The sequence below is a fragment of the Pseudomonas sp. SG20052 genome (assembly GCF_031766055.1).
Classification (GTDB): domain Bacteria; phylum Pseudomonadota; class Gammaproteobacteria; order Pseudomonadales; family Pseudomonadaceae; genus Aquipseudomonas; species Aquipseudomonas mandelii.
Window position 1 is genome coordinate 5,563,189 of record NZ_CP134498.1, and the last position, 17,024, is coordinate 5,580,212.

General features: G+C 59.2%; 16 protein-coding genes. 6 read left to right on the plus strand and 10 right to left on the minus strand.

What is annotated here, in order from left to right:
* Positions 1-14: 14 nt before the first annotated feature.
* Positions 15-533, minus strand: a complete 519-nt coding sequence (gene msrB, locus RHP74_RS25535) for a peptide-methionine (R)-S-oxide reductase MsrB (protein WP_311096597.1) — start codon at positions 531-533, stop codon at positions 15-17.
* Between the two features lie 152 nt (positions 534-685).
* On the opposite strand from msrB, the gene RHP74_RS25540 reads away from it, so the two are divergent.
* The 4 genes from RHP74_RS25540 (at position 686) to RHP74_RS25555 (ending at position 4,541) form a co-directional block, all read left to right on the plus strand.
* Positions 686-1,402 (plus strand): response regulator transcription factor, encoded by a 717-nt coding sequence (locus RHP74_RS25540; RefSeq protein WP_010458041.1) that lies wholly within the window; start codon positions 686-688, stop codon positions 1,400-1,402.
* Entirely contained in the window at positions 1,399-2,916 is a 1,518-nt protein-coding gene (locus tag RHP74_RS25545) for a HAMP domain-containing sensor histidine kinase (protein ID WP_311096598.1), read from the plus strand. Before RHP74_RS25540 ends, RHP74_RS25545 begins: the two co-directional genes overlap by 4 nt.
* Positions 2,917-2,976: 60 nt before the next feature.
* Entirely contained in the window at positions 2,977-3,720 is a 744-nt protein-coding gene (locus RHP74_RS25550) for a DUF72 domain-containing protein (protein WP_311096599.1), read from the plus strand.
* A 116-nt stretch (positions 3,721-3,836) separates the two neighbouring features.
* Positions 3,837-4,541, plus strand: a complete 705-nt coding sequence (locus RHP74_RS25555; RefSeq protein WP_010458047.1) for a hypothetical protein — start codon at positions 3,837-3,839, stop codon at positions 4,539-4,541.
* A gap of 151 nt (positions 4,542-4,692) precedes the next feature.
* On the opposite strand, the gene RHP74_RS25560 is transcribed toward RHP74_RS25555, so the two are convergent.
* The gene (locus tag RHP74_RS25560) at positions 4,693-5,175 is read right to left on the minus strand and encodes an Atu1372/SO_1960 family protein (RefSeq protein WP_010458048.1); all 483 of its coding nucleotides are present in this window, start codon (positions 5,173-5,175) and stop codon (positions 4,693-4,695) included.
* A gap of 134 nt (positions 5,176-5,309) precedes the next feature.
* Here RHP74_RS25560 and RHP74_RS25565 point away from each other — a divergent pair, with 134 nt between their 5' ends.
* A complete protein-coding gene (locus tag RHP74_RS25565) occupies positions 5,310-6,713 on the plus strand; it encodes a PLP-dependent aminotransferase family protein (RefSeq protein ID WP_010458050.1) in 1,404 nt (467 codons plus the stop codon).
* 206 nt (positions 6,714-6,919) lie between these two features.
* On the opposite strand, the gene cyoE is transcribed toward RHP74_RS25565, so the two are convergent.
* The 8 genes from cyoE to hmpA form a co-directional block, all read right to left on the minus strand.
* A complete protein-coding gene (cyoE, locus tag RHP74_RS25570) occupies positions 6,920-7,807 on the minus strand; it encodes a heme o synthase (RefSeq protein WP_311096600.1) in 888 nt (295 codons plus the stop codon).
* Positions 7,808-7,818: 11 nt separating this feature from the next.
* The gene (gene cyoD / locus RHP74_RS25575; RefSeq protein WP_077749376.1) at positions 7,819-8,154 is read right to left on the minus strand and encodes a cytochrome o ubiquinol oxidase subunit IV; all 336 of its coding nucleotides are present in this window, start codon (positions 8,152-8,154) and stop codon (positions 7,819-7,821) included.
* On the minus strand, positions 8,155-8,781 hold the full coding sequence (locus tag RHP74_RS25580) for a cytochrome o ubiquinol oxidase subunit III (RefSeq protein WP_010458056.1): 627 nt from the start codon (positions 8,779-8,781) through the stop codon (positions 8,155-8,157).
* A 3-nt stretch (positions 8,782-8,784) separates the two neighbouring features.
* Entirely contained in the window at positions 8,785-10,815 is a 2,031-nt protein-coding gene (gene cyoB, locus RHP74_RS25585; RefSeq protein ID WP_010458058.1) for a cytochrome o ubiquinol oxidase subunit I, read from the minus strand.
* A gap of 3 nt (positions 10,816-10,818) precedes the next feature.
* Positions 10,819-11,763 carry a ubiquinol oxidase subunit II gene (gene cyoA, locus RHP74_RS25590; RefSeq protein ID WP_010458061.1) on the minus strand — a complete coding sequence of 315 codons (945 nt, stop codon included), beginning with the start codon at positions 11,761-11,763 and terminating at the stop codon, positions 10,819-10,821.
* Between the two features lie 816 nt (positions 11,764-12,579).
* Entirely contained in the window at positions 12,580-13,089 is a 510-nt protein-coding gene (locus tag RHP74_RS25595) for a disulfide bond formation protein B (RefSeq protein WP_042932579.1), read from the minus strand.
* Between the two features lie 25 nt (positions 13,090-13,114).
* Positions 13,115-13,657 (minus strand): ester cyclase, encoded by a 543-nt coding sequence (locus tag RHP74_RS25600; RefSeq protein WP_083375784.1) that lies wholly within the window; start codon positions 13,655-13,657, stop codon positions 13,115-13,117.
* Between the two features lie 249 nt (positions 13,658-13,906).
* Positions 13,907-15,088 (minus strand): NO-inducible flavohemoprotein, encoded by a 1,182-nt coding sequence (hmpA, locus tag RHP74_RS25605; protein ID WP_010458067.1) that lies wholly within the window; start codon positions 15,086-15,088, stop codon positions 13,907-13,909.
* 157 nt (positions 15,089-15,245) lie between these two features.
* Between hmpA and norR the strand changes: the two genes are divergently transcribed.
* Positions 15,246-16,796 carry a nitric oxide reductase transcriptional regulator NorR gene (gene norR / locus RHP74_RS25610; RefSeq protein WP_154501694.1) on the plus strand — a complete coding sequence of 517 codons (1,551 nt, stop codon included), beginning with the start codon at positions 15,246-15,248 and terminating at the stop codon, positions 16,794-16,796.
* The last annotated feature ends 228 nt before the right edge of the window (positions 16,797-17,024 follow it).

Sequence of the window (17,024 nt, forward strand, 5' to 3'; positions counted from 1 at the left end):
GAAGTGCCCATGGGTCACACCGCCTGGGGCTCGAAAGTCATCGCCAGACCGTTCATGCAGTAACGCAGGCCGGTCGGCTTGGGCCCATCGTCGAAGACGTGGCCCAGATGCCCCCCGCAACGCCGGCAGTGGACTGCTTCGCGCAGTACGCCGAAGGAACGGTCCTGACGGGTCGCCACCGCCTTGTCCAGTGGCGCCCAGAAGCTGGGCCAACCGGTGCGGCTGTCAAACTTCGTGTCGGATGAGAACAGCGGCAAATCACACCCGGCACAGGCGAAAATTCCCTCGCGATGCTCGTTGTTCAACGCGCTGCTGTAGGCCCGTTCGGTGCCTTCTTCGCGCAGGATTTCGTACTGCTCGGCGCTGAGCATCGCGCGCCATTCGCTGTCACTGTGAGTCACCTCGAACACCTCCGACGCACTGGCCTCGCTGACCAGCGCCGAATGGGCGGCAAATTTTGGCAACACACCGATCACCAGGGCTGCAGCGCCCAGCCCGCCGCTCGCTACAAGAAATTGTCGCCGTGAAAACATGGCCATCTCCAAAATTCCAGGTGCCTGATAGGGAACACAGCCTAGGCTTGGGTTGATCGCCAAATCCTCACGGACAGTTAAACAATTCGTGATAACTCGCCCCGGGGAAAACCCGCACAATGTGCCCATTGCGCTACAAAGGATTGAGCTTTATGGAACAGACCAAACGTGTCCTGGTGGTCGAGGACGACCTGCACATCGCCGACCTTATCTGCCTGCATCTGCGCGATGAGCAGTTCGAGGTGGTGCACTGCGCCGACGGTGATGAGGGTATGCGACTGCTGCAGCAAGGAAGCTGGGACGCACTGATCCTCGACCTGATGTTGCCCGGCGTCGACGGCCTGGAAATCTGCCGTCGGGCGCGGGCCATGGCCCGCTACACACCGATCATCATCACCAGCGCCCGCTCCAGTGAAATGCACCGGATCCTGGGGCTGGAACTCGGGGCCGACGACTACCTGGCCAAGCCTTTTTCAATGCTTGAGCTGGTCGCCCGGGTCAAAGCCCTGCTGCGACGTGTCGACGCCATGGCCCGCAACCTGAAAATGGACGCCGGCAGCCTGATCACCAACGGCCTGTCCATCGACCCGATCACCCGCGACGTGTCCCTCGACGGTCGTCGCCTGGACCTGACCCCGCGAGAGTTCGACCTGCTGTATTTCTTCGTCCGCCAGCCTGGCAAGGTGTTCTCGAGGATGGACCTGCTCAACGCGGTCTGGGGCTACAGCCACGAAGGCTACGAACACACGGTCAACACCCACATCAATCGTCTGCGGGCCAAGATCGAAGCCGATCCGGCACAACCTGCGCGCATCCTCACGGTATGGGGTCGTGGCTATAAATTCGCGGCCAAGGAGGAGCAGCCATGAGGCTGACCCTGACACAGCGCCTGTCCCTGGTGTTCGCCATTCTGTTGCTGGTGTGCTGTGGCACCTCGGCCTGGATGCAAGTGCGCTCCAACAAAATGCACGAACTGGAGGTGGTTCAAGGGCTGTCGCGTGATCTCGCCCAGCACATCGCCCGCGACACTGTGCTGATGGACACCAATGGCCTGATGCCCAATGCCGTGCGCGAATTGTTCAGCAAACTCATGCTGGTCAATCCGAGTGTCGAGGTCTATCTGCTTGATAACGAGGGGCTCATTGTCGGCAGCGCCGCCCCCGAAGGCCGGATGCGTCGGGATCGGGTCGATCTGGCACCAATCCAGCGCTTGCTCAAGGGCGAGGCGCTGCCGATTCTCGGCGACGACCCGCGCAGCGTCGACGGACGCAAGGTGTTCAGCGCAGCGCCGTTGCAGGTCAACGGCAAGCCGGAAGGTTACCTCTATGTGGTGTTGCTCAGTGAAGAACACGACCGCTTCGCCGAACGCGGTGCCACCAGCGCCGCGCTCAATACGGCGCTGCTGTCTATCGGTCTGGTGGCGTCGTTGTGCCTGATCGCCGGCCTTGCCGCATTTGCCCTGATCACCCGACCGTTGCGTCGATTGACCGATCGAGTCAGCCAGTTCGACATCGACGGAGTCCCCTCCACACCGCCCGCATCGGACCCGGTAGAAAAAGCATCGAGCCACGATGAAATAGCCGTACTCGACGCCGCTTTCCGCCAGATGCAAACCCGTCTCGGCGAACAATGGCGCTCGCTGACTCGCCAGGATCAGGAACGCCGTGAATTGGTGGCGAACATCTCCCACGACCTGCGCACACCGCTGGCCTCGCTGCACGGTTATCTGGAAACCCTGTCGCTCAAAGACGCCACGCTGTCCCCCGCCGACCGCCGTCGCTATCTGGGCATCGCCCTGGATCAAAGCCGCAAGGTTGGCGGCCTGGCGCAATCGCTGCTGGAACTGGTGCGGCTGGAACACGGTTTCGTGCAACCGGTGCTGGAGCGTTTCTCCCTGACCGATCTTGTGCAGGACATCTTCCAGAAGTTCGAACTCACCGCCGAAGCGCGCCAGATTGAACTCAAGGCCAACTTCGCGCCCAACGTCTCGGCCGTCTGCGCCGACCTGGGGCTGATCGAACGTGTGCTGACCAACCTGTTCGACAATGCCCTGCGCGATACCCCGCTAGGTGGAGAAATCGAACTGAGCCTGCGACCTCAAGGGCCCTTTATCGAAGTCACCGTCAGCGACACCGGCCCCGGCATCGCCCCCGAATTGCACGAAGGTTTGTTTCTGCGTCCGTTCAACATTGGCGGTGCCCGGCGCGATGGCGGGCTGGGGCTGCGCATCGTGCATCGGATCCTGCAACTGCACGGTCGCGAGATTCAGCTGATCGACGTTCCGGGACGGGGGGCGACTTTCCGTTTCTCCTTGCCAGTGGATGAACAAACAGCCGAAAAGTGGGCCGTTCGCTCGATGAACCTGAATTCGATGGGGAAATAGCCCGGTTTCAGCGGTCACAGCTTTGAACCCGATACCCGATGCTGAGGCGAGAAAACGTTGATGACGGCCACGACGCCCTTGTATATCGGCTGCGCCGGATGGAGCCTGCCCCGTGAGCAATGGAGTGCTTTTCCCGACGAAGGCACTCACCTGCAACGGTACGCGGCACAGCTGATGTGCGCGGAAATCAACAGCTCGTTTTATCGACCACACCGCCCGGCAACCTATGCGCGATGGGCTGAAAGCGTGCCGGAGAATTTCAGGTTTTCAGTTAAAGTCCCCAAGCAGATCACCCACGAGGCTCGCTTGTTGAATGGTGAACAGTTGATCGATGACTTTATTGAGCAATGCATCCACCTGGGCCCGAAGCTTGGCTGCCTGCTGATCCAGCTTCCGCCCTCCTTGCCCTTCGACGTCAACACGGCCGAAACCTTTTTCGCCACCTTTCGTTCGCGCTACACAGGCTTCGCCGTGTTTGAACCCAGGCACGTCAGCTGGCAAACAGCCGAGGCGCAGGCGCTGCTGATGGAGCATCGAATGGGCCAAGTGGCAGCCGATCCTTCGCCACTGCCCAATGGCGATGTACCAGGTGCCTGGCCGGGCATCCGCTACTACCGATTGCACGGGTCGCCGCGAATCTACTATTCAAACTACGAGAAACCATGGCTTGAAGACCTGGCTCGAACGCTACACCCCCAAGCCGACGGCGTTCCCACCTGGTGCATCTTCGACAACACCGCCAGTGGTGCGGCGACCGCCAATGCGCTGGAGCTTCAGCGAATGACATCCCAGCGCCAAAAATGATGACCAACCGCCTGTTCATCCGTGACAACTCGGGTCAGGTCCAATAGATTAGGCGGCCTGAAAAAGCCCTGTGCTTTCTCGCCTAAACCCAAGTTAAAAGAAGTAGTGAAATTTCAATGTCCGATTCCAATACCGCTGAATCCGTAGTCACCTTGTCGTCCAAAGCGGAATACGAAAACTCCATCAATCTTTCACAGCATGTGCCACAGGCCAAGACCATCAGCGAGATGGTCCTGGACGCTTTTCAATCCACCCGGGAAAGCGACCAGATCCGCGAGCTGCGCGCCGCGATTCGCCAGGCGCACGACAGCTTCGACGACGATAAAGCCTATGAACTGATGGGCGAACTCAAACAACTGAAAGACGCTGAAGCGTCCGACATTGCCGCGCTGGAAGACCTGAGCAGCAAATTCCCGATCAGCCGTATTCTTTCCAGCTTCAAGGAAGACCCGGCGTTTCAGGAAATCGTCTATGGCCTGGCGTTGAAGGTGCTGAACCAGACTCACCAGGCCATCAGCAACCCAAGCACCGGCAAGAGCAAAGTGGCTCGCGCCAAGAAAGACCTCGAAGTGTTCACCATCAGCAAGGATGGCGTGAGCGTTACGCTACCGCTACGCACTCCACGTGCGAGCCTGAACGTTGATCGCAAAGCGCTGGAGTTCCTCGGTTTCACTTTCGTCGGCGAAGGTGAAGACGCGGCCATTGAAAACGAAACGTTTCTGGACAATACCGGGGCCGAACAAGCGGTCAACCGCAAGAACATCATCACTGCTATTCAACAACAAACCGCGTTCGACGGTTACAGCATCGCTGCGCAGTAACCGATCAACCTGAAAGCTTCCAGTCAGCAAGGAACCTGTGGCGAGGGAGCTTGCTCCCGCCGGGCTGCGTAGCGGCCCCGTCTCTTGTGAGTGCTACCCACTCAAGCGGGAGCAAGCTCCCTCGCCACAAAAGCAGGTATGCCCAAAAGAATTATCGCGCTGACGGATGCAGGGCCGCGATCATGTCCACTTCAATCGGCGCATTTTTCGGCAGCTGGTAAACACCGACGGTCGTTCGGGTGTGTTTACCGGCCTCACCCAATACATGCGTGAAGACGTCAGACGCACCGTTGGCCACTTCACTGAGGTCTACAAAGTCAAACGTGGATTTCACGTAGACCGTGATGCGCAGCAATGCCTTGAGGTTATCCAGTGAGCCGATGGCCTCACGGATCAGGGCAAGCCCGCGTATCGCGCTAATACCCGCAGCCTCTTGGGCATCGGCCAGGTTGAGTTCCAGTCCCACTCGGCCGGGGTACTGGATTTTGCCGTTCATTCGCGGCACCAGCCCGCTGACGTACAGTTCGTCATCGTGCCGGACCACCGGGGCGTAATGCCCGCCGGCAGAATTCTCGTCGTAGATATCAAAGCCAAGTTCTTTCGCCATCGCGAGGAAGCGTTCGTCGCGACTCATTTGATTACTCATTAACCGACCCCCTCTTAATCAATCATGCATACGCGCAGATGATGGTAGAGAGAGATGCGTGTCTTGATCAGGGCAACTTCGTATAAGATCCAACAAACTTTACTGCCAGGGAGACCAGTAAAATGCAGCGCGCCGTCATCGCCGCCATCGAGTTCCAGCCCGGAGTGCCGCTGGTGCAGCAGATCGTCGATCAGCTGTCTTTGGCCATCAACCAGGGTGGCCTGCCGAACGGGGCCAAGTTGCCACCGATTCGCGAGCTGTCCGAGTTGATGAACGTCGGCAAATCTACCGTGGTCGATGCTCTCGACCGGTTGCGGGCCAAGGGGCTGGTGGTTTCACGCCAGGGTTCGGGGCATTACATTCACCGCCCAAGCATTCAATCCCAGCATGCAACTGGCCCGGACCTGCATCCCCAAGACACACTCAGCCGGGTCCGCCGCGCCTTGCTGCTGAACAACGGCGCGCTGCGCCCCGGCTGCGGATTTCTGCCCGCCTCGTGGCTGCCCGCCGACGAATTGCTCAAAGCCGTGCGCAGCACCCTTCGTGCGACCGCGCTGCGCATGGGCGAGTACGGTGAGGTCGGTGGTTACCTCCCGTTGCGCGAGGCGTTGCGCGTGAAGCTGTCGACCGTCGGCATCGAGGTGCCGGTGGAGCAGATCATCACCACCGCCAATACCGTGCAGGCCATCGACCTGCTGATGCGCCTGTTGATAAAACCCGGCGACACCGTGCTGCTCGACGATCCGTGCTACTTCAACATGCACACCAACCTGGCGCTGCACGGCGCCAAGGTCATCACCATCGCCCGCGATTGCGACGGGCTGGACCTGGAAGCGTTCGAGCAATTACTAATCGCCCATCGCCCAGTGCTGTATATGACCAACAGCACGCTGCACAACCCGACCGGACACTCGTTCTCCGCCGCCCAGGTTTATCGCTTGCTGGAGCTGAGTCACCGTTACGGCGTCCACATCCTCGAAGATGACTTGTACGGCGACATCCAGCAAAGACGCACCCCGCGCCTGGCCGCGAGCGGTCTGGACAATGTCAGTTACGTGTCCGGTTTCTCCAAGACCCTGACCGCCAACAGCCGGGTCAGCTACACCGCGCTATCGCCGCAACTGGCCGCACGCATAATCACCTTGAAAATGGCCTGCGGCGGCGTGACCTCGGAACTGGCGGAGCAGATCACCTGCACCATGCTCAGTAACGGCAGCTACGCCAAACACACCCGGCGCACGGTGGATCGCCTGTATGAATCGAGCAGTCGCGTGACGAGATGGCTGGTAGAGGCGGGATGTTCGGTGTCATCGATAGCGGGTGAAGGGCTGTTCATCTGGACTCGGTTGCCCGAAGGACTGCACGCCGAAACCCTGGCCGGCAAAGGCCTCGAACACGACCTGGTGCTGGCGCCCGGCACCCTGTTGAGCAAGGCCGCCGATGCCAGCAGCTTCCTGCGTTTCAATGTTGCGCATAGCGATAGCCTGCAGGTGCGCGAGCAGTTTTTCCGGCTGCTCGATCGCTGAGTTTTTCTGATGCACCGAGTTGCGGCCATCGCGAGCAGGCTCACTCCCACAGGGCCCAGCGTCGTGCTCGAAAAAGGCGGCAACGCCGATCCAGTGTGGGAGCGAGCCTGCTCGCGATTGGGGCAACACGGTTCAACAGAAAGCGACCCAACAAAAAGCCCCGCTCTTCTCTCGAAGACGGGGCTTTTCTTTACAGCAGCTGGCGCTTAAGGCGCGTAAGTCAGCAACAACTCACTCGGCACTTTGAAGTCCAGCGACATCATCACGCTCAACGCGGTGATGGTGAAGATCGAGAACACGAACAGCTTGCGTGCCCAGACCGTGTCATCGACTGCCTTGTAGCCGGTCCAGGCCATGTACAACCAGTACATGCCCATGGCCGCGGCGACGGCGAGGTAGCTCATGCCGGCGTAGCCGCTGAAGGTCAGCATCAAGGTCGCCACGAGGAACGCCAGGATGTAGAGCAGGATGTGCCGCTTGGCCACTTGAATCCCGCGCTTCACGGGCAACACCGGAATCGATGCGGCCCGGTAATCATTGAAGCGGAAGATCGCGATGGCGTAGGAATGCGGCATCTGCCACAGGCTGAACATCACCAGCAACGTCAGCGCGGCCATGTCGAAGTTGTTGGTCACGGCCACGTAGCCAATCACCGGCGGCATCGCACCCGACAGACTGCCCACCAGCGTGCCGTGAACCGACTTGCGCTTGAGGTACAGGCTGTAGAAGCCGACGTAGATGACGAAACCGATCACCGCGAACAGCGCGGCCAACGGGTTCGCCACCTTGTACAACAATACAACGCCGGCCACACCGAGGACGGTCGCGAAGATCAGCGCCAGTTTCAGGGAGATCAGGCCCTGGACCAGTACGCGGTTCTTGGTGCGCTCCATCTTCAGGTCGATGTCGCGGTCGATGCAGTTGTTGAACACGCAACCGGAAGCCACCACCAGGGAGGTGCCGATCATTGCCGCCAGGAAGATGGCCAGATCGACATGCCCTTGAGAGGCCAGGAAAAATCCGCCTGCCACTGAAAGCACGTTACCGAAAATGATCCCCGGTTTGGTGATTTGGATAAAGTGCTTAAAGGACATCCGGACTTACCTCACTTCGCCATCATGAACGTGTGGATGCTGAACATGATCCACAGCGACAGGCCCACCAGCAGGACAATCACGATCGCGGCGAAAACAAATGCAATCACGTTGTTACGCTGCGCGGCCGAACGGTCCAGGTGCAGGAAGTACACCAGGTGCACCAGCACCTGGATCACGGCGAATGCCAGGACGATCATCAGGGTGATCGACTTCGGCAGCGTCGGGTACATCACCAGCGCAAACGGGATGACGGTCAGGATCACCGACAGGATGAAGCCGATCGCGTAGGACTTGACGCTGCCGTGGCCGGCGTCGTGGCTGTCATGGGCGTGTGTGTTAGCCATTTACATAGTCCCCATCAGGTAAACAACGGTGAATACGCAGATCCACACGACGTCCAGGAAGTGCCAGAACAGGCTCAGGCAGCTCAGGCGGGTCTTGTTGGTCGACGTCAGGCCATGCTTGTTGACCTGATACATCATGATCGCCATCCAGATCAGACCGCTGGTCACGTGCAGACCGTGGGTACCGACCAGGGTGAAGAACCCGGACAGGAAGCCGCTGCGGCTAGGGCCGTAGCCTTCTGCGATCAACACGTGGAACTCGTTGATCTCCATGCCGATGAAGCCGGCACCGAACAGGAAGGTCATGGCCAACCAGCCCAGGACCTGCTTCTTGTTGCCCCGGTAGAACGCCAGCATGGCGAAGCCGTAGGTGATCGAACTGAACAACAGCAGAGCGGTTTCGCCCAGCACGTACGGCAGTTCGAAGATGTCGTGGCCCGACGGGCCACCGGCGACGTTGTTAACCAGTACCGCGTACACCGCGAAGATCGACGCAAACAAAATGCAGTCGGTCATCAGGTAGAGCCAGAAACCGTATACGGTCATCTCGCCCGAGTCGTGGTGATGGTCATCGTGCCCATGTCCATCGACATGGGTGTGTCCAGCATTGGTCACTAAGTTCGACATGGTTTAAGCCTGTTCCAACGAGGTTTCAACACGGGTGGCGGTGGCCGGGATTTTCCCTGCCGCGACCAGACGCTTGTGCTGCTCGGCTTCGATGCGTTCGATCACATCGACCGGCACCATGTAGCCTTGATCGTCACGTGCAGCGTGGATCACGAAGTAGATGACAGTGCCAGCCAGGCTCGCGATTGCCAGCCACCAGATGTGCCAGATCATCGCGAAACCGAACACGGTCAACAGCGCGCCCATCACCACGCCAGTGGCGGTGTTGTTCGGCATGTGGATCGGCTCGTACTTGGCCGGAGCGCGGTACGCAGTACCGTTTTCCTTGGCTTCGGTGAACGGGTCGATGCAGTCGGCTTTCGGCAGCACGGCAAAGTTGTAGAACGGTGGTGGCGACGAGGTCGACCATTCCAGAGTGTGGGCATTCCACGGATCACCGTGTTCGCACATGTTCTCTGGCTTGTTGCGGTCACGCACACTGACGTACAGCTGGATCAGTTGGCAGGCGATGCCGACAGCGATCATCACCGCACCGAACATGGCGACATACAGGTACGGCACCCACTCAGGGTTGGTGGTGGCGTTCAGACGACGGGTCATGCCCATGAAGCCCAGTGCATAGAGCGGCATGAACGCGACGAAGAAGCCGCTGATCCAGAACCAGAACGCTGCCTTGCCCCAGCCTTCGTGCAGCTTGAAGCCGAACGCTTTCGGGAAGTAGAAGGCGAAACCGGCGATGTAGCCGAATACCGCGCCGCCGATGATCACGTTATGGAAGTGCGCAATCACGAACAGGCTGTTGTGCAGTACGAAGTCAGCACCCGGGATGGCCAGCAATACGCCGGTCATGCCGCCGATGGCGAAGGTCACCATGAAGCCCAGGGTCCACAGAACCTGACTGGTGAAACGCAGACGGCCCTGGTAAATGGTGAACAGCCAGTTGAATAGCTTCACCCCCGTCGGGATCGAAATCAGCATCGTCGCCAGGCCGAAGAAGGCGTTGACGTTGGCACCCGAACCCATGGTGAAGAAGTGGTGCAGCCAAACCATGAAGCCCAGTACCGAGATCGCGCCGGAAGCGTAGATCATCGAGTGGTGGCCAAACAGTTTCTTGCCGGTGAAGGCCGAGATGACTTCCGAGAAAATGCCGAATGCCGGCAGGATCAGGATGTACACCTCAGGGTGACCCCACGCCCAGAACAGGTTGACGTACATCATTGGATTGCCACCAAGTTCATTGGTGAAAATGTGGAAATCCATGTAACGGTCAAGCGTCAGCAGTGCCAGGGTAGCGGTCAGGATCGGGAACGAAGCCACGATCAGGACGTTGGCCCAGGTGCAGGTCCAGGTGAAGATCGGCATGTCCATCAGTTTCATGCCAGGGGTACGCATTTTCAGCACGGTGGCCAGGAAGTTGACCCCCGTCAGCGTTGTCCCCAGACCCGATAGCTGTAGCGCCCAGATGTAGTAATCCATCCCCACGCCCGGACTGTATTGCAGGCCCGACAGCGGCGGATAGGCAACCCAACCGGTCTTGGCGAATTCGCCGACGCCCAGGGACAGGTTGATCAGCACCACGCCGGACACCAGCAGCCAGAAGCTCAGGGAGTTCAGGAACGGGAAGGCAACGTCACGCGCGCCGATCTGCAGCGGCACTGCAAGGTTCATCAGGCCGGTGAAGAATGGCATCGCCATGAAGATGATCATGATCACACCGTGGGCGGTGAAGATCTGGTCATAGTGTTCAGGCGGCAGGTAGCCAGGCGAACCCTCGGTGGCCATGGCCAGCTGGGTACGCATCATGATGGCGTCGGCAAAACCGCGCAGCAGCATGACCATGGCGACGATGATGTACATCACGCCGATTTTCTTGTGGTCGACCGACGTCAGCCACTCGGTCCACAAGTAGGTCCACTTCTTGAAGTAGGTGATTGCAGCGAACAGTGCCAGACCACCGAGCGCGATCATGGCGATGGTTATCATCACGATCGGTTCGTGGAACGGGACCGCTTCCCAACTTAATTTACCAAACATCGTTTACTCCTCTGCCCCGGCAGCTGAATGCGAGTTCATGTCCATTCCTTGCGTAGCGGCCACTTCTTTCTCTTTCTTCTCGTGCTTCACCTTAGGACCCGGTTTCATGCCTTCGTACTTGTCGACGATGGTCTGGAACAGGTTCGGCGTCACCGAGGAGTAGAGCTCGACTGGGTTGTTCTGGCTCTGCTTGGCAAGGGCTGCGTACTCAACTTGTTCAAGCTGCTTGGGTGACTTTTTGACTTCACTTACCCAGGCGTCGAAATCTTCCTGGGAAGTTGCGATCGCTTTGAATTTCATACCGGTGAAACCCGCGCCGCTGTAGTTGGCGGAGATACCGTCCATTTCAGCGTTACGGTCAGCGATCAAGTGCAGCTTGGTCTGCATGCCCGCCATCGCGTAGATCTGGCCGCCCAGGCCCGGGATGAAGAACGAGTTCATCACGGCGTCGGAGGTGATCTTGAAGTTGATTGGCGTGTGCGCCGGGAACACGATCTTGTTGACCGTGGCAATGCCTTGTTCCGGGTAGATGAACAGCCACTTCCAGTCCAGCGCGACCACTTCGATGGTCACAGGCTTGACGTCGGATTGAATCGGACGGTACGGGTCCAATTCGTGGGTCGAAATGTAGGTGATGTAACCCAGGGCAACGATGATCAGGACCGGGATGGTCCAGACGGCCACTTCGATTTTGGTCGAGTGAGACCATTTCGGGGTGTAAATGGCGTCCTTGTTAGAGGCACGGTACTTCCAGGCGAACAGGAAGGTCATGACGATAACCGGCACCACGACCAACAGCATCAGCAGCGTGGCGGTGATGATCAGGTTTCGCTGTTCCAGGCCGACCTGGCCCGTGGGATTGAGCAAGGTCATGTTGCAGCCTGACAGCAACAACGTGCCGAGCAGCGGCAATAAGCCTAGTAGTCTGGGGTACCTGTTTTTACTCATCTCACGACCTCTAAAGCAGCTTGCGCAATGCAGTTGGGTTTTGATCGCCAACACTTCACCCTGCCAAGGGTTGGCATTTTTCTTGGATTGAATAAGGGCTGCCCGTCGCGCGTCAGACGCTGTTCGACAAATCCTGGGCTAGCGGTAAGTTCTTATTCGAATTCGTGGTCAAAGGCCTTGTTACAGACCAATTCCATTTGGTGCGGATAGTTGGAAGGCTCCGACACCTGGGAGTCGCACGAAGCGTTCAAGCCCCTCGACGCCCTATTTTCCTGCTCAAGGTGAGCAGTGCCGGAATTCAGTGCGGGCGATTGTAGATACGTAGCGACTCATAAACCATGTCTCATCCCGAAATAATTTTTATCCATTCCAGCAACAATCATTAACGGATTTTGCAAAAGTGCGGCATCTTATCGAAATTAATTCTCAACAAAAACACCAAAATTTGTAGGTCTACAGGGCGCAGTTCAGACAGCTATCGGGGCTGACGCAGACACTTCGACGATGCGCTAGCCCCTACAAGACAAGGGCTCTGGCGATTTGCCAGCCGCTGTTAAAACTGTCTGCTTGCGTGCGATGGCCAATCAATCGGCAGACGCCTGAGCAGGCCAATTTTGTTGCCAGGCCATACACCGATTCTGCCCGTTGAAATGCCTTGCGACAGTCACGCTGTGACAACATGTCGCACACGTATCGCACCCTTTCTTGTCGCACATCACGGACTTTTTATTTGTCCCTTGAAATGCAAAACGCCCCGGCCCTCTTGATGAGGACCGGGGCGTTTTTTCACGTTATCCGCACGAGTGGCGGATGACCTCAGCGCAGTGCTTTGCGGTTACGCGAAGTGAGCAGCGGCACCAGCACCACGATCAGCACGAACGCCACCAGCGCCCACTGCGCCAGCGACAAACCGAGGATCGGCGGGTATGGCGTGGAGCAGAAACCGTCGACCTGAAAGCCCAGCGGGAAAATCTTCGCCAGCGGCAGGCCATCGACAATCGGTTGCAGCACATCGATGCCACAGCTGACCGCCGGGTAGAACTGGGTGTAGACGTGATGCCCGGCCACCGCGACGCCGGCCAGTGCGAAAATCACCACCAGGGTTTCAAACACCGTGATGCTGCGGCGGGTGCGCATCGCCGCGCCAATGAAGGCAAACAGCGCAATCAGCAACAGCGCGTAACGTTGCAGGATGCACAGCGGGCACGGCGCCTCGCCCAGCACAACTTGCATGTACAGCGCGCCACCGATCAGCGCCAGGCAGATGATGCCCAGCAACACCAGATAGCGCCGTTCACGTCCCAACCGCATTGTTTCCTCGCTCATCGCGTTTCCCTTTTATGCTCGTGGATCAGCTCGCCGGCGGCTGCGCTTGCAGCTGCTGCATCAGGCTGATGTTGTCTTCGATATGCCAATTGGCCGCGATGCGACCGCTTTTGATCTGATAGATATCGGTTGCCCGGAAGTCTACACGCTGGCCCTGACCTTTGAGAGCCTTGAACGGACCAGTGAAGTGACCGCGAAAGTGCAAATGCACTACCACCCGGTCGCCAGCAATGATCATTTGCTCGATCTCGCAGCTCAGGTCCGGCACCGCCGTGCGGAAAAACTTCGACGCCAGCAGCGGCCCGGTCGGCCCCTGGACCCGGCCTTCAGGCGGGGTCATGTCGATGAACTGCTCCGACAAGGCCGCCTTGGCCAACGCCTCCTCCCCGCTGTTCCAGAAACTACCGTAACGACGAGCTGCCAATTCCATCGCATCACGCTGCGCCTTGGGCAGGCTCTGATCGACGATCAAGGTCTGCGGCTGGAGCAAGGCGGATTCGGCGAACGCGAAAGGGCTGGCCAGTAACGCAGCCGATAGAACGAGATGGGAGAAGGTGAAGTGAGTCATGGGGCGATCCTGATCATGTAAACGAACGAGCGCCTATCATCAGCATCGGGGAATAAACGATAAACCGGTTAAGAACGGATTAACTTTTAAGGGATTTTTACGAATCGGGACCGCGGCGCGTCTATCGCGGGCAAGCCCCGCTCCTACAGGTTTTGTGTTGTTCGCGCGATTGCGCAACGGTACAAAACCTGTAGGAGCGGGGCTTGCCCGCGAAGCAGGCGACTCGGTCTCCCGAGTCGCCGCAAACAGTTACTCCAATGCCGAAGCCGGCCCAAAGAACTCGTAACGGCTCTGCTTCTCCGGCACACCCAACGCCTTGAGGTGACGCTTGATTGCCGCCATGAACCCTTTCGGCCCCAGGAAGTAAGCATCCAGATCGCGCTGCTCCGGCAGCCACTCGCCCAGTTGCTCGCGGCTCAACAGCCCGACCGTGTCGGCCGCCGGACTCACGCCATCATCTTCGGCGTAGCAATAGAAGCGTTTGAGTTGCGGGTGACGCTCGGCCAAGCCATCGATCCAGTCGCGGAATGCATGAACGCTGCCGTTGCGCGCGCAGTGGATAAAGTGCACCGGCCGTTCGGTGGCCAGCGCCGCTTCCAGCATCGCCAGCGTCGGGGTGATGCCGACACCTCCGCTGATCAGCACCAGCGGTTTGTCACTGGCGGTCAGGGTGAACTCGCCCGATGGCGGGAACAGCTGGATGCTCGAACCAACGTGCAACTGATCGTGCAAGTGGTTGGAGGCGCGGCCACCGGTTTCACGCTTGACGCTGATGCGGTACTGGCCCTTGTTGGCCAACGCCGACAGCGAGTAGTTACGACGGATCTCTTCGCCATCGAGGATCAGTTTCATGCCGATGTACTGGCCCGGTTCCGCTGCCAGAATCGCGCCTTTGTCGGCAGGTTCGAAGTAGAACGAGGTGATTTCCGCGCTTTCCTCGACCTTGGCCGCCACGATGAATTCCCGCGCCCCGCGCCAGCCACCGGGGGCCTGTTCCTTTTGATCGTAGATGCTGGTTTCGGCGCCGATCAGGATGTCGGCCAACTGACCGTAGGCCGCGCCCCAGGCACTCATCACCTCAGGGGTGGCAATTTCTTCACCCAGCACTTCGGAGATCGCACGCAGCAGGCAAGTGCCGACAATCGGGTAGTGCTCCGGCAGAATTTGCAGGGCCACGTGCTTGTTGATGATCTTGGCGACGAGGTCGCCCAACTGATCGAGCTGGTCGATGTGGCGCGCGTACATCAGAACACCGTTGGCCAGGGCGCGCGGCTGATCACCGCTGGCCTGGTGGGCCTGGTTGAACAGCGGGCGCACTTCCGGGTATTCCGAGAGCATCATGCGGTAGAAGTGAGTGATCAGCGCTTCGCCACCGCTTTCCAGCAACGGCACGGTGGATTTGACGATGGCACGGTCTTGAACGCTAAGCATAAAGTGACTCCTGGGCTACTTTGGATTGCTAACTGATGACCCTATAGCTATCACTTTCCATGCCAACTATTTAACCCTTCAAAAACAACAACTTATAAACACAGTAGTCATATCGACACACACTGGCTTATAGTCATCCCGACTACACGGAGTCACTATGACTGCAAAATCCTTGCTTACCGCCCTGCTACCGCTGGTCTCCGACCTGTCCCGCGAACTGCCCGAAGGCGAGCGTTATCGACGCCTGCTCGAAGCCATGCGCGCCCTGCTCCCCTGCGATGCCGCCGCCCTGCTGCGCCTGGATGGCGAATGGCTGGTGCCGCTGGCCGTCGATGGGTTGAGCACCGACACCCTGGGCCGCCGTTTCAAAGTCAGCGAGCACCCGCGTTTCGAAGCGTTGCTCAGCAGCCACGGCCCGACGCGGTTCGCCGCCGACAGCAACTTGCCGGACCCTTACGACGGTCTGGTCGACGGCCTCGACGAACATCTGGAAGTTCACGACTGCATGGGCTGCCCGTTGTTCATCGACGAGCGTCCCTGGGGCTTGCTGACCCTCGACGCCCTCGACCCGGAAAAATTTGAACCCATCGAACTGGACGCCCTGCAAGCCTTCGCCAGCCTCGCGGCGGCCACCGTCAACGCCGCCGAACGCATCGAGCGCCTGGCCAATCGCGCCGAAGACGAGCATCAGCGCGCCGAGGTCTACCGCCAGGCCAGCGGCCAGCAAAACCGCGAGATGATCGGGCAGAGCAAGACGCATAAACGCCTGGTGGAAGAGATCAGCCTGGTGGGCGGCAGCGACCTGACCGTGCTGATCACCGGCGAAACCGGGGTCGGCAAGGAATTGGTCGCGCAGGCGATTCACGCCGCTTCGCCAAGGGCGGACAAACCGATCATCAGCCTCAACTGCGCCGCCCTGCCGGACACCCTGGTGGAGAGCGAATTGTTCGGCCATGTGCGCGGCGCCTTCACCGGCGCCACCAGCGATCGGCGCGGCAAGTTCGAACTGGCCAATGGCGGCACACTGTTTCTCGATGAAGTCGGCGAACTGTCGCTGACCGTGCAGGCCAAGTTGTTGCGGGTGCTGCAAAGCGGTCAATTGCAGCGCCTGGGGTCGGATAAAGAACATCAGGTGGACGTGCGCTTGATCGCAGCGACTAACCGCGACCTGGCCGAAGAAGTGCGCAGCGGCCGCTACCGTGCCGACTTCTATCACCGCTTGAGCGTTTACCCGCTGCTGGTACCGGCCCTGCGCGATCGCGGGCGCGATGTGTTGCTGCTCAGCGGTTATTTCCTGGAACAGAACCGCTCGCGGATGGGCCTTAACAGCCTGCGCCTGAACAGCGACGCGCAGGTGGCATTGCTGGCATACGACTGGCCGGGGAATGTCCGGGAGCTGGAGCATTTGATTGGTCGCAGTGCCTTGAAAGCGCTGGGTAACTGCAAGGTACGGCCGAAGATTCTGAGTTTGAGTGCGGCGGATCTGGATTTGCCCAATGGCAGCATCGAAGTGGTCGCCGAGCAACCGGCGGCGGCCCCGATGGCATTGGTGTCGGGGGATTTGCGAGAGGCTACCGAAAATTATCAGCGCCAATTGATCAGCGCTTGCCTGGAACGGCACCACGACAACTGGGCAAGCGCGGCGCGCGAGTTGGGCCTGGATCGGGCGAACCTCGGGCGGATGGCCAAGCGCCTAGGGATGAAATAACCCCCCCGCTGTGGCGAGGGAGCTTGCTCCCGCTCGGCTGCGAAGCAGCCGCAAAACCTGAAAATGCGGATAGTCTGATAACACACATCACCTGATCGGGAGTGCTTCGCACTCCAGCGGGAGCAAGCTCCCTCGCCACAGGGTTCGCCGTTGGGCCGGGAATGGGTATTTAGCCTAAAGCCTGCCCCCAACAAGTCGATAACCCGGCATCAATAGTTTTTGGCGACT

Excerpts from the sequence above, each read along its gene's own strand:
- msrB (WP_311096597.1), bottom strand. The coding sequence starts at position 533 with ATGTTTTCACGGCGACAATTTCTTGTAGCGAGCGGCGGGCTGGGCGCT.
- RHP74_RS25540 (WP_010458041.1), top strand. The coding sequence starts at position 686 with ATGGAACAGACCAAACGTGTCCTGGTGGTCGAGGACGACCTGCACATC.
- RHP74_RS25545 (WP_311096598.1), top strand. The coding sequence starts at position 1,399 with ATGAGGCTGACCCTGACACAGCGCCTGTCCCTGGTGTTCGCCATTCTG.
- RHP74_RS25550 (WP_311096599.1), top strand. The coding sequence starts at position 2,977 with ATGACGGCCACGACGCCCTTGTATATCGGCTGCGCCGGATGGAGCCTG.
- RHP74_RS25555 (WP_010458047.1), top strand. The coding sequence starts at position 3,837 with ATGTCCGATTCCAATACCGCTGAATCCGTAGTCACCTTGTCGTCCAAA.
- RHP74_RS25560 (WP_010458048.1), bottom strand. The coding sequence starts at position 5,175 with ATGAGTCGCGACGAACGCTTCCTCGCGATGGCGAAAGAACTTGGCTTT.
- RHP74_RS25565 (WP_010458050.1), top strand. The coding sequence starts at position 5,310 with ATGCAGCGCGCCGTCATCGCCGCCATCGAGTTCCAGCCCGGAGTGCCG.
- cyoE (WP_311096600.1), bottom strand. The coding sequence starts at position 7,807 with ATGTCCTTTAAGCACTTTATCCAAATCACCAAACCGGGGATCATTTTC.
- cyoD (WP_077749376.1), bottom strand. The coding sequence starts at position 8,154 with ATGGCTAACACACACGCCCATGACAGCCACGACGCCGGCCACGGCAGC.
- RHP74_RS25580 (WP_010458056.1), bottom strand. The coding sequence starts at position 8,781 with ATGTCGAACTTAGTGACCAATGCTGGACACACCCATGTCGATGGACAT.
- cyoB (WP_010458058.1), bottom strand. The coding sequence starts at position 10,815 with ATGTTTGGTAAATTAAGTTGGGAAGCGGTCCCGTTCCACGAACCGATC.
- cyoA (WP_010458061.1), bottom strand. The coding sequence starts at position 11,763 with ATGAGTAAAAACAGGTACCCCAGACTACTAGGCTTATTGCCGCTGCTC.
- RHP74_RS25595 (WP_042932579.1), bottom strand. The coding sequence starts at position 13,089 with ATGAGCGAGGAAACAATGCGGTTGGGACGTGAACGGCGCTATCTGGTG.
- RHP74_RS25600 (WP_083375784.1), bottom strand. The coding sequence starts at position 13,657 with ATGACTCACTTCACCTTCTCCCATCTCGTTCTATCGGCTGCGTTACTG.
- hmpA (WP_010458067.1), bottom strand. The coding sequence starts at position 15,088 with ATGCTTAGCGTTCAAGACCGTGCCATCGTCAAATCCACCGTGCCGTTG.
- norR (WP_154501694.1), top strand. The coding sequence starts at position 15,246 with ATGACTGCAAAATCCTTGCTTACCGCCCTGCTACCGCTGGTCTCCGAC.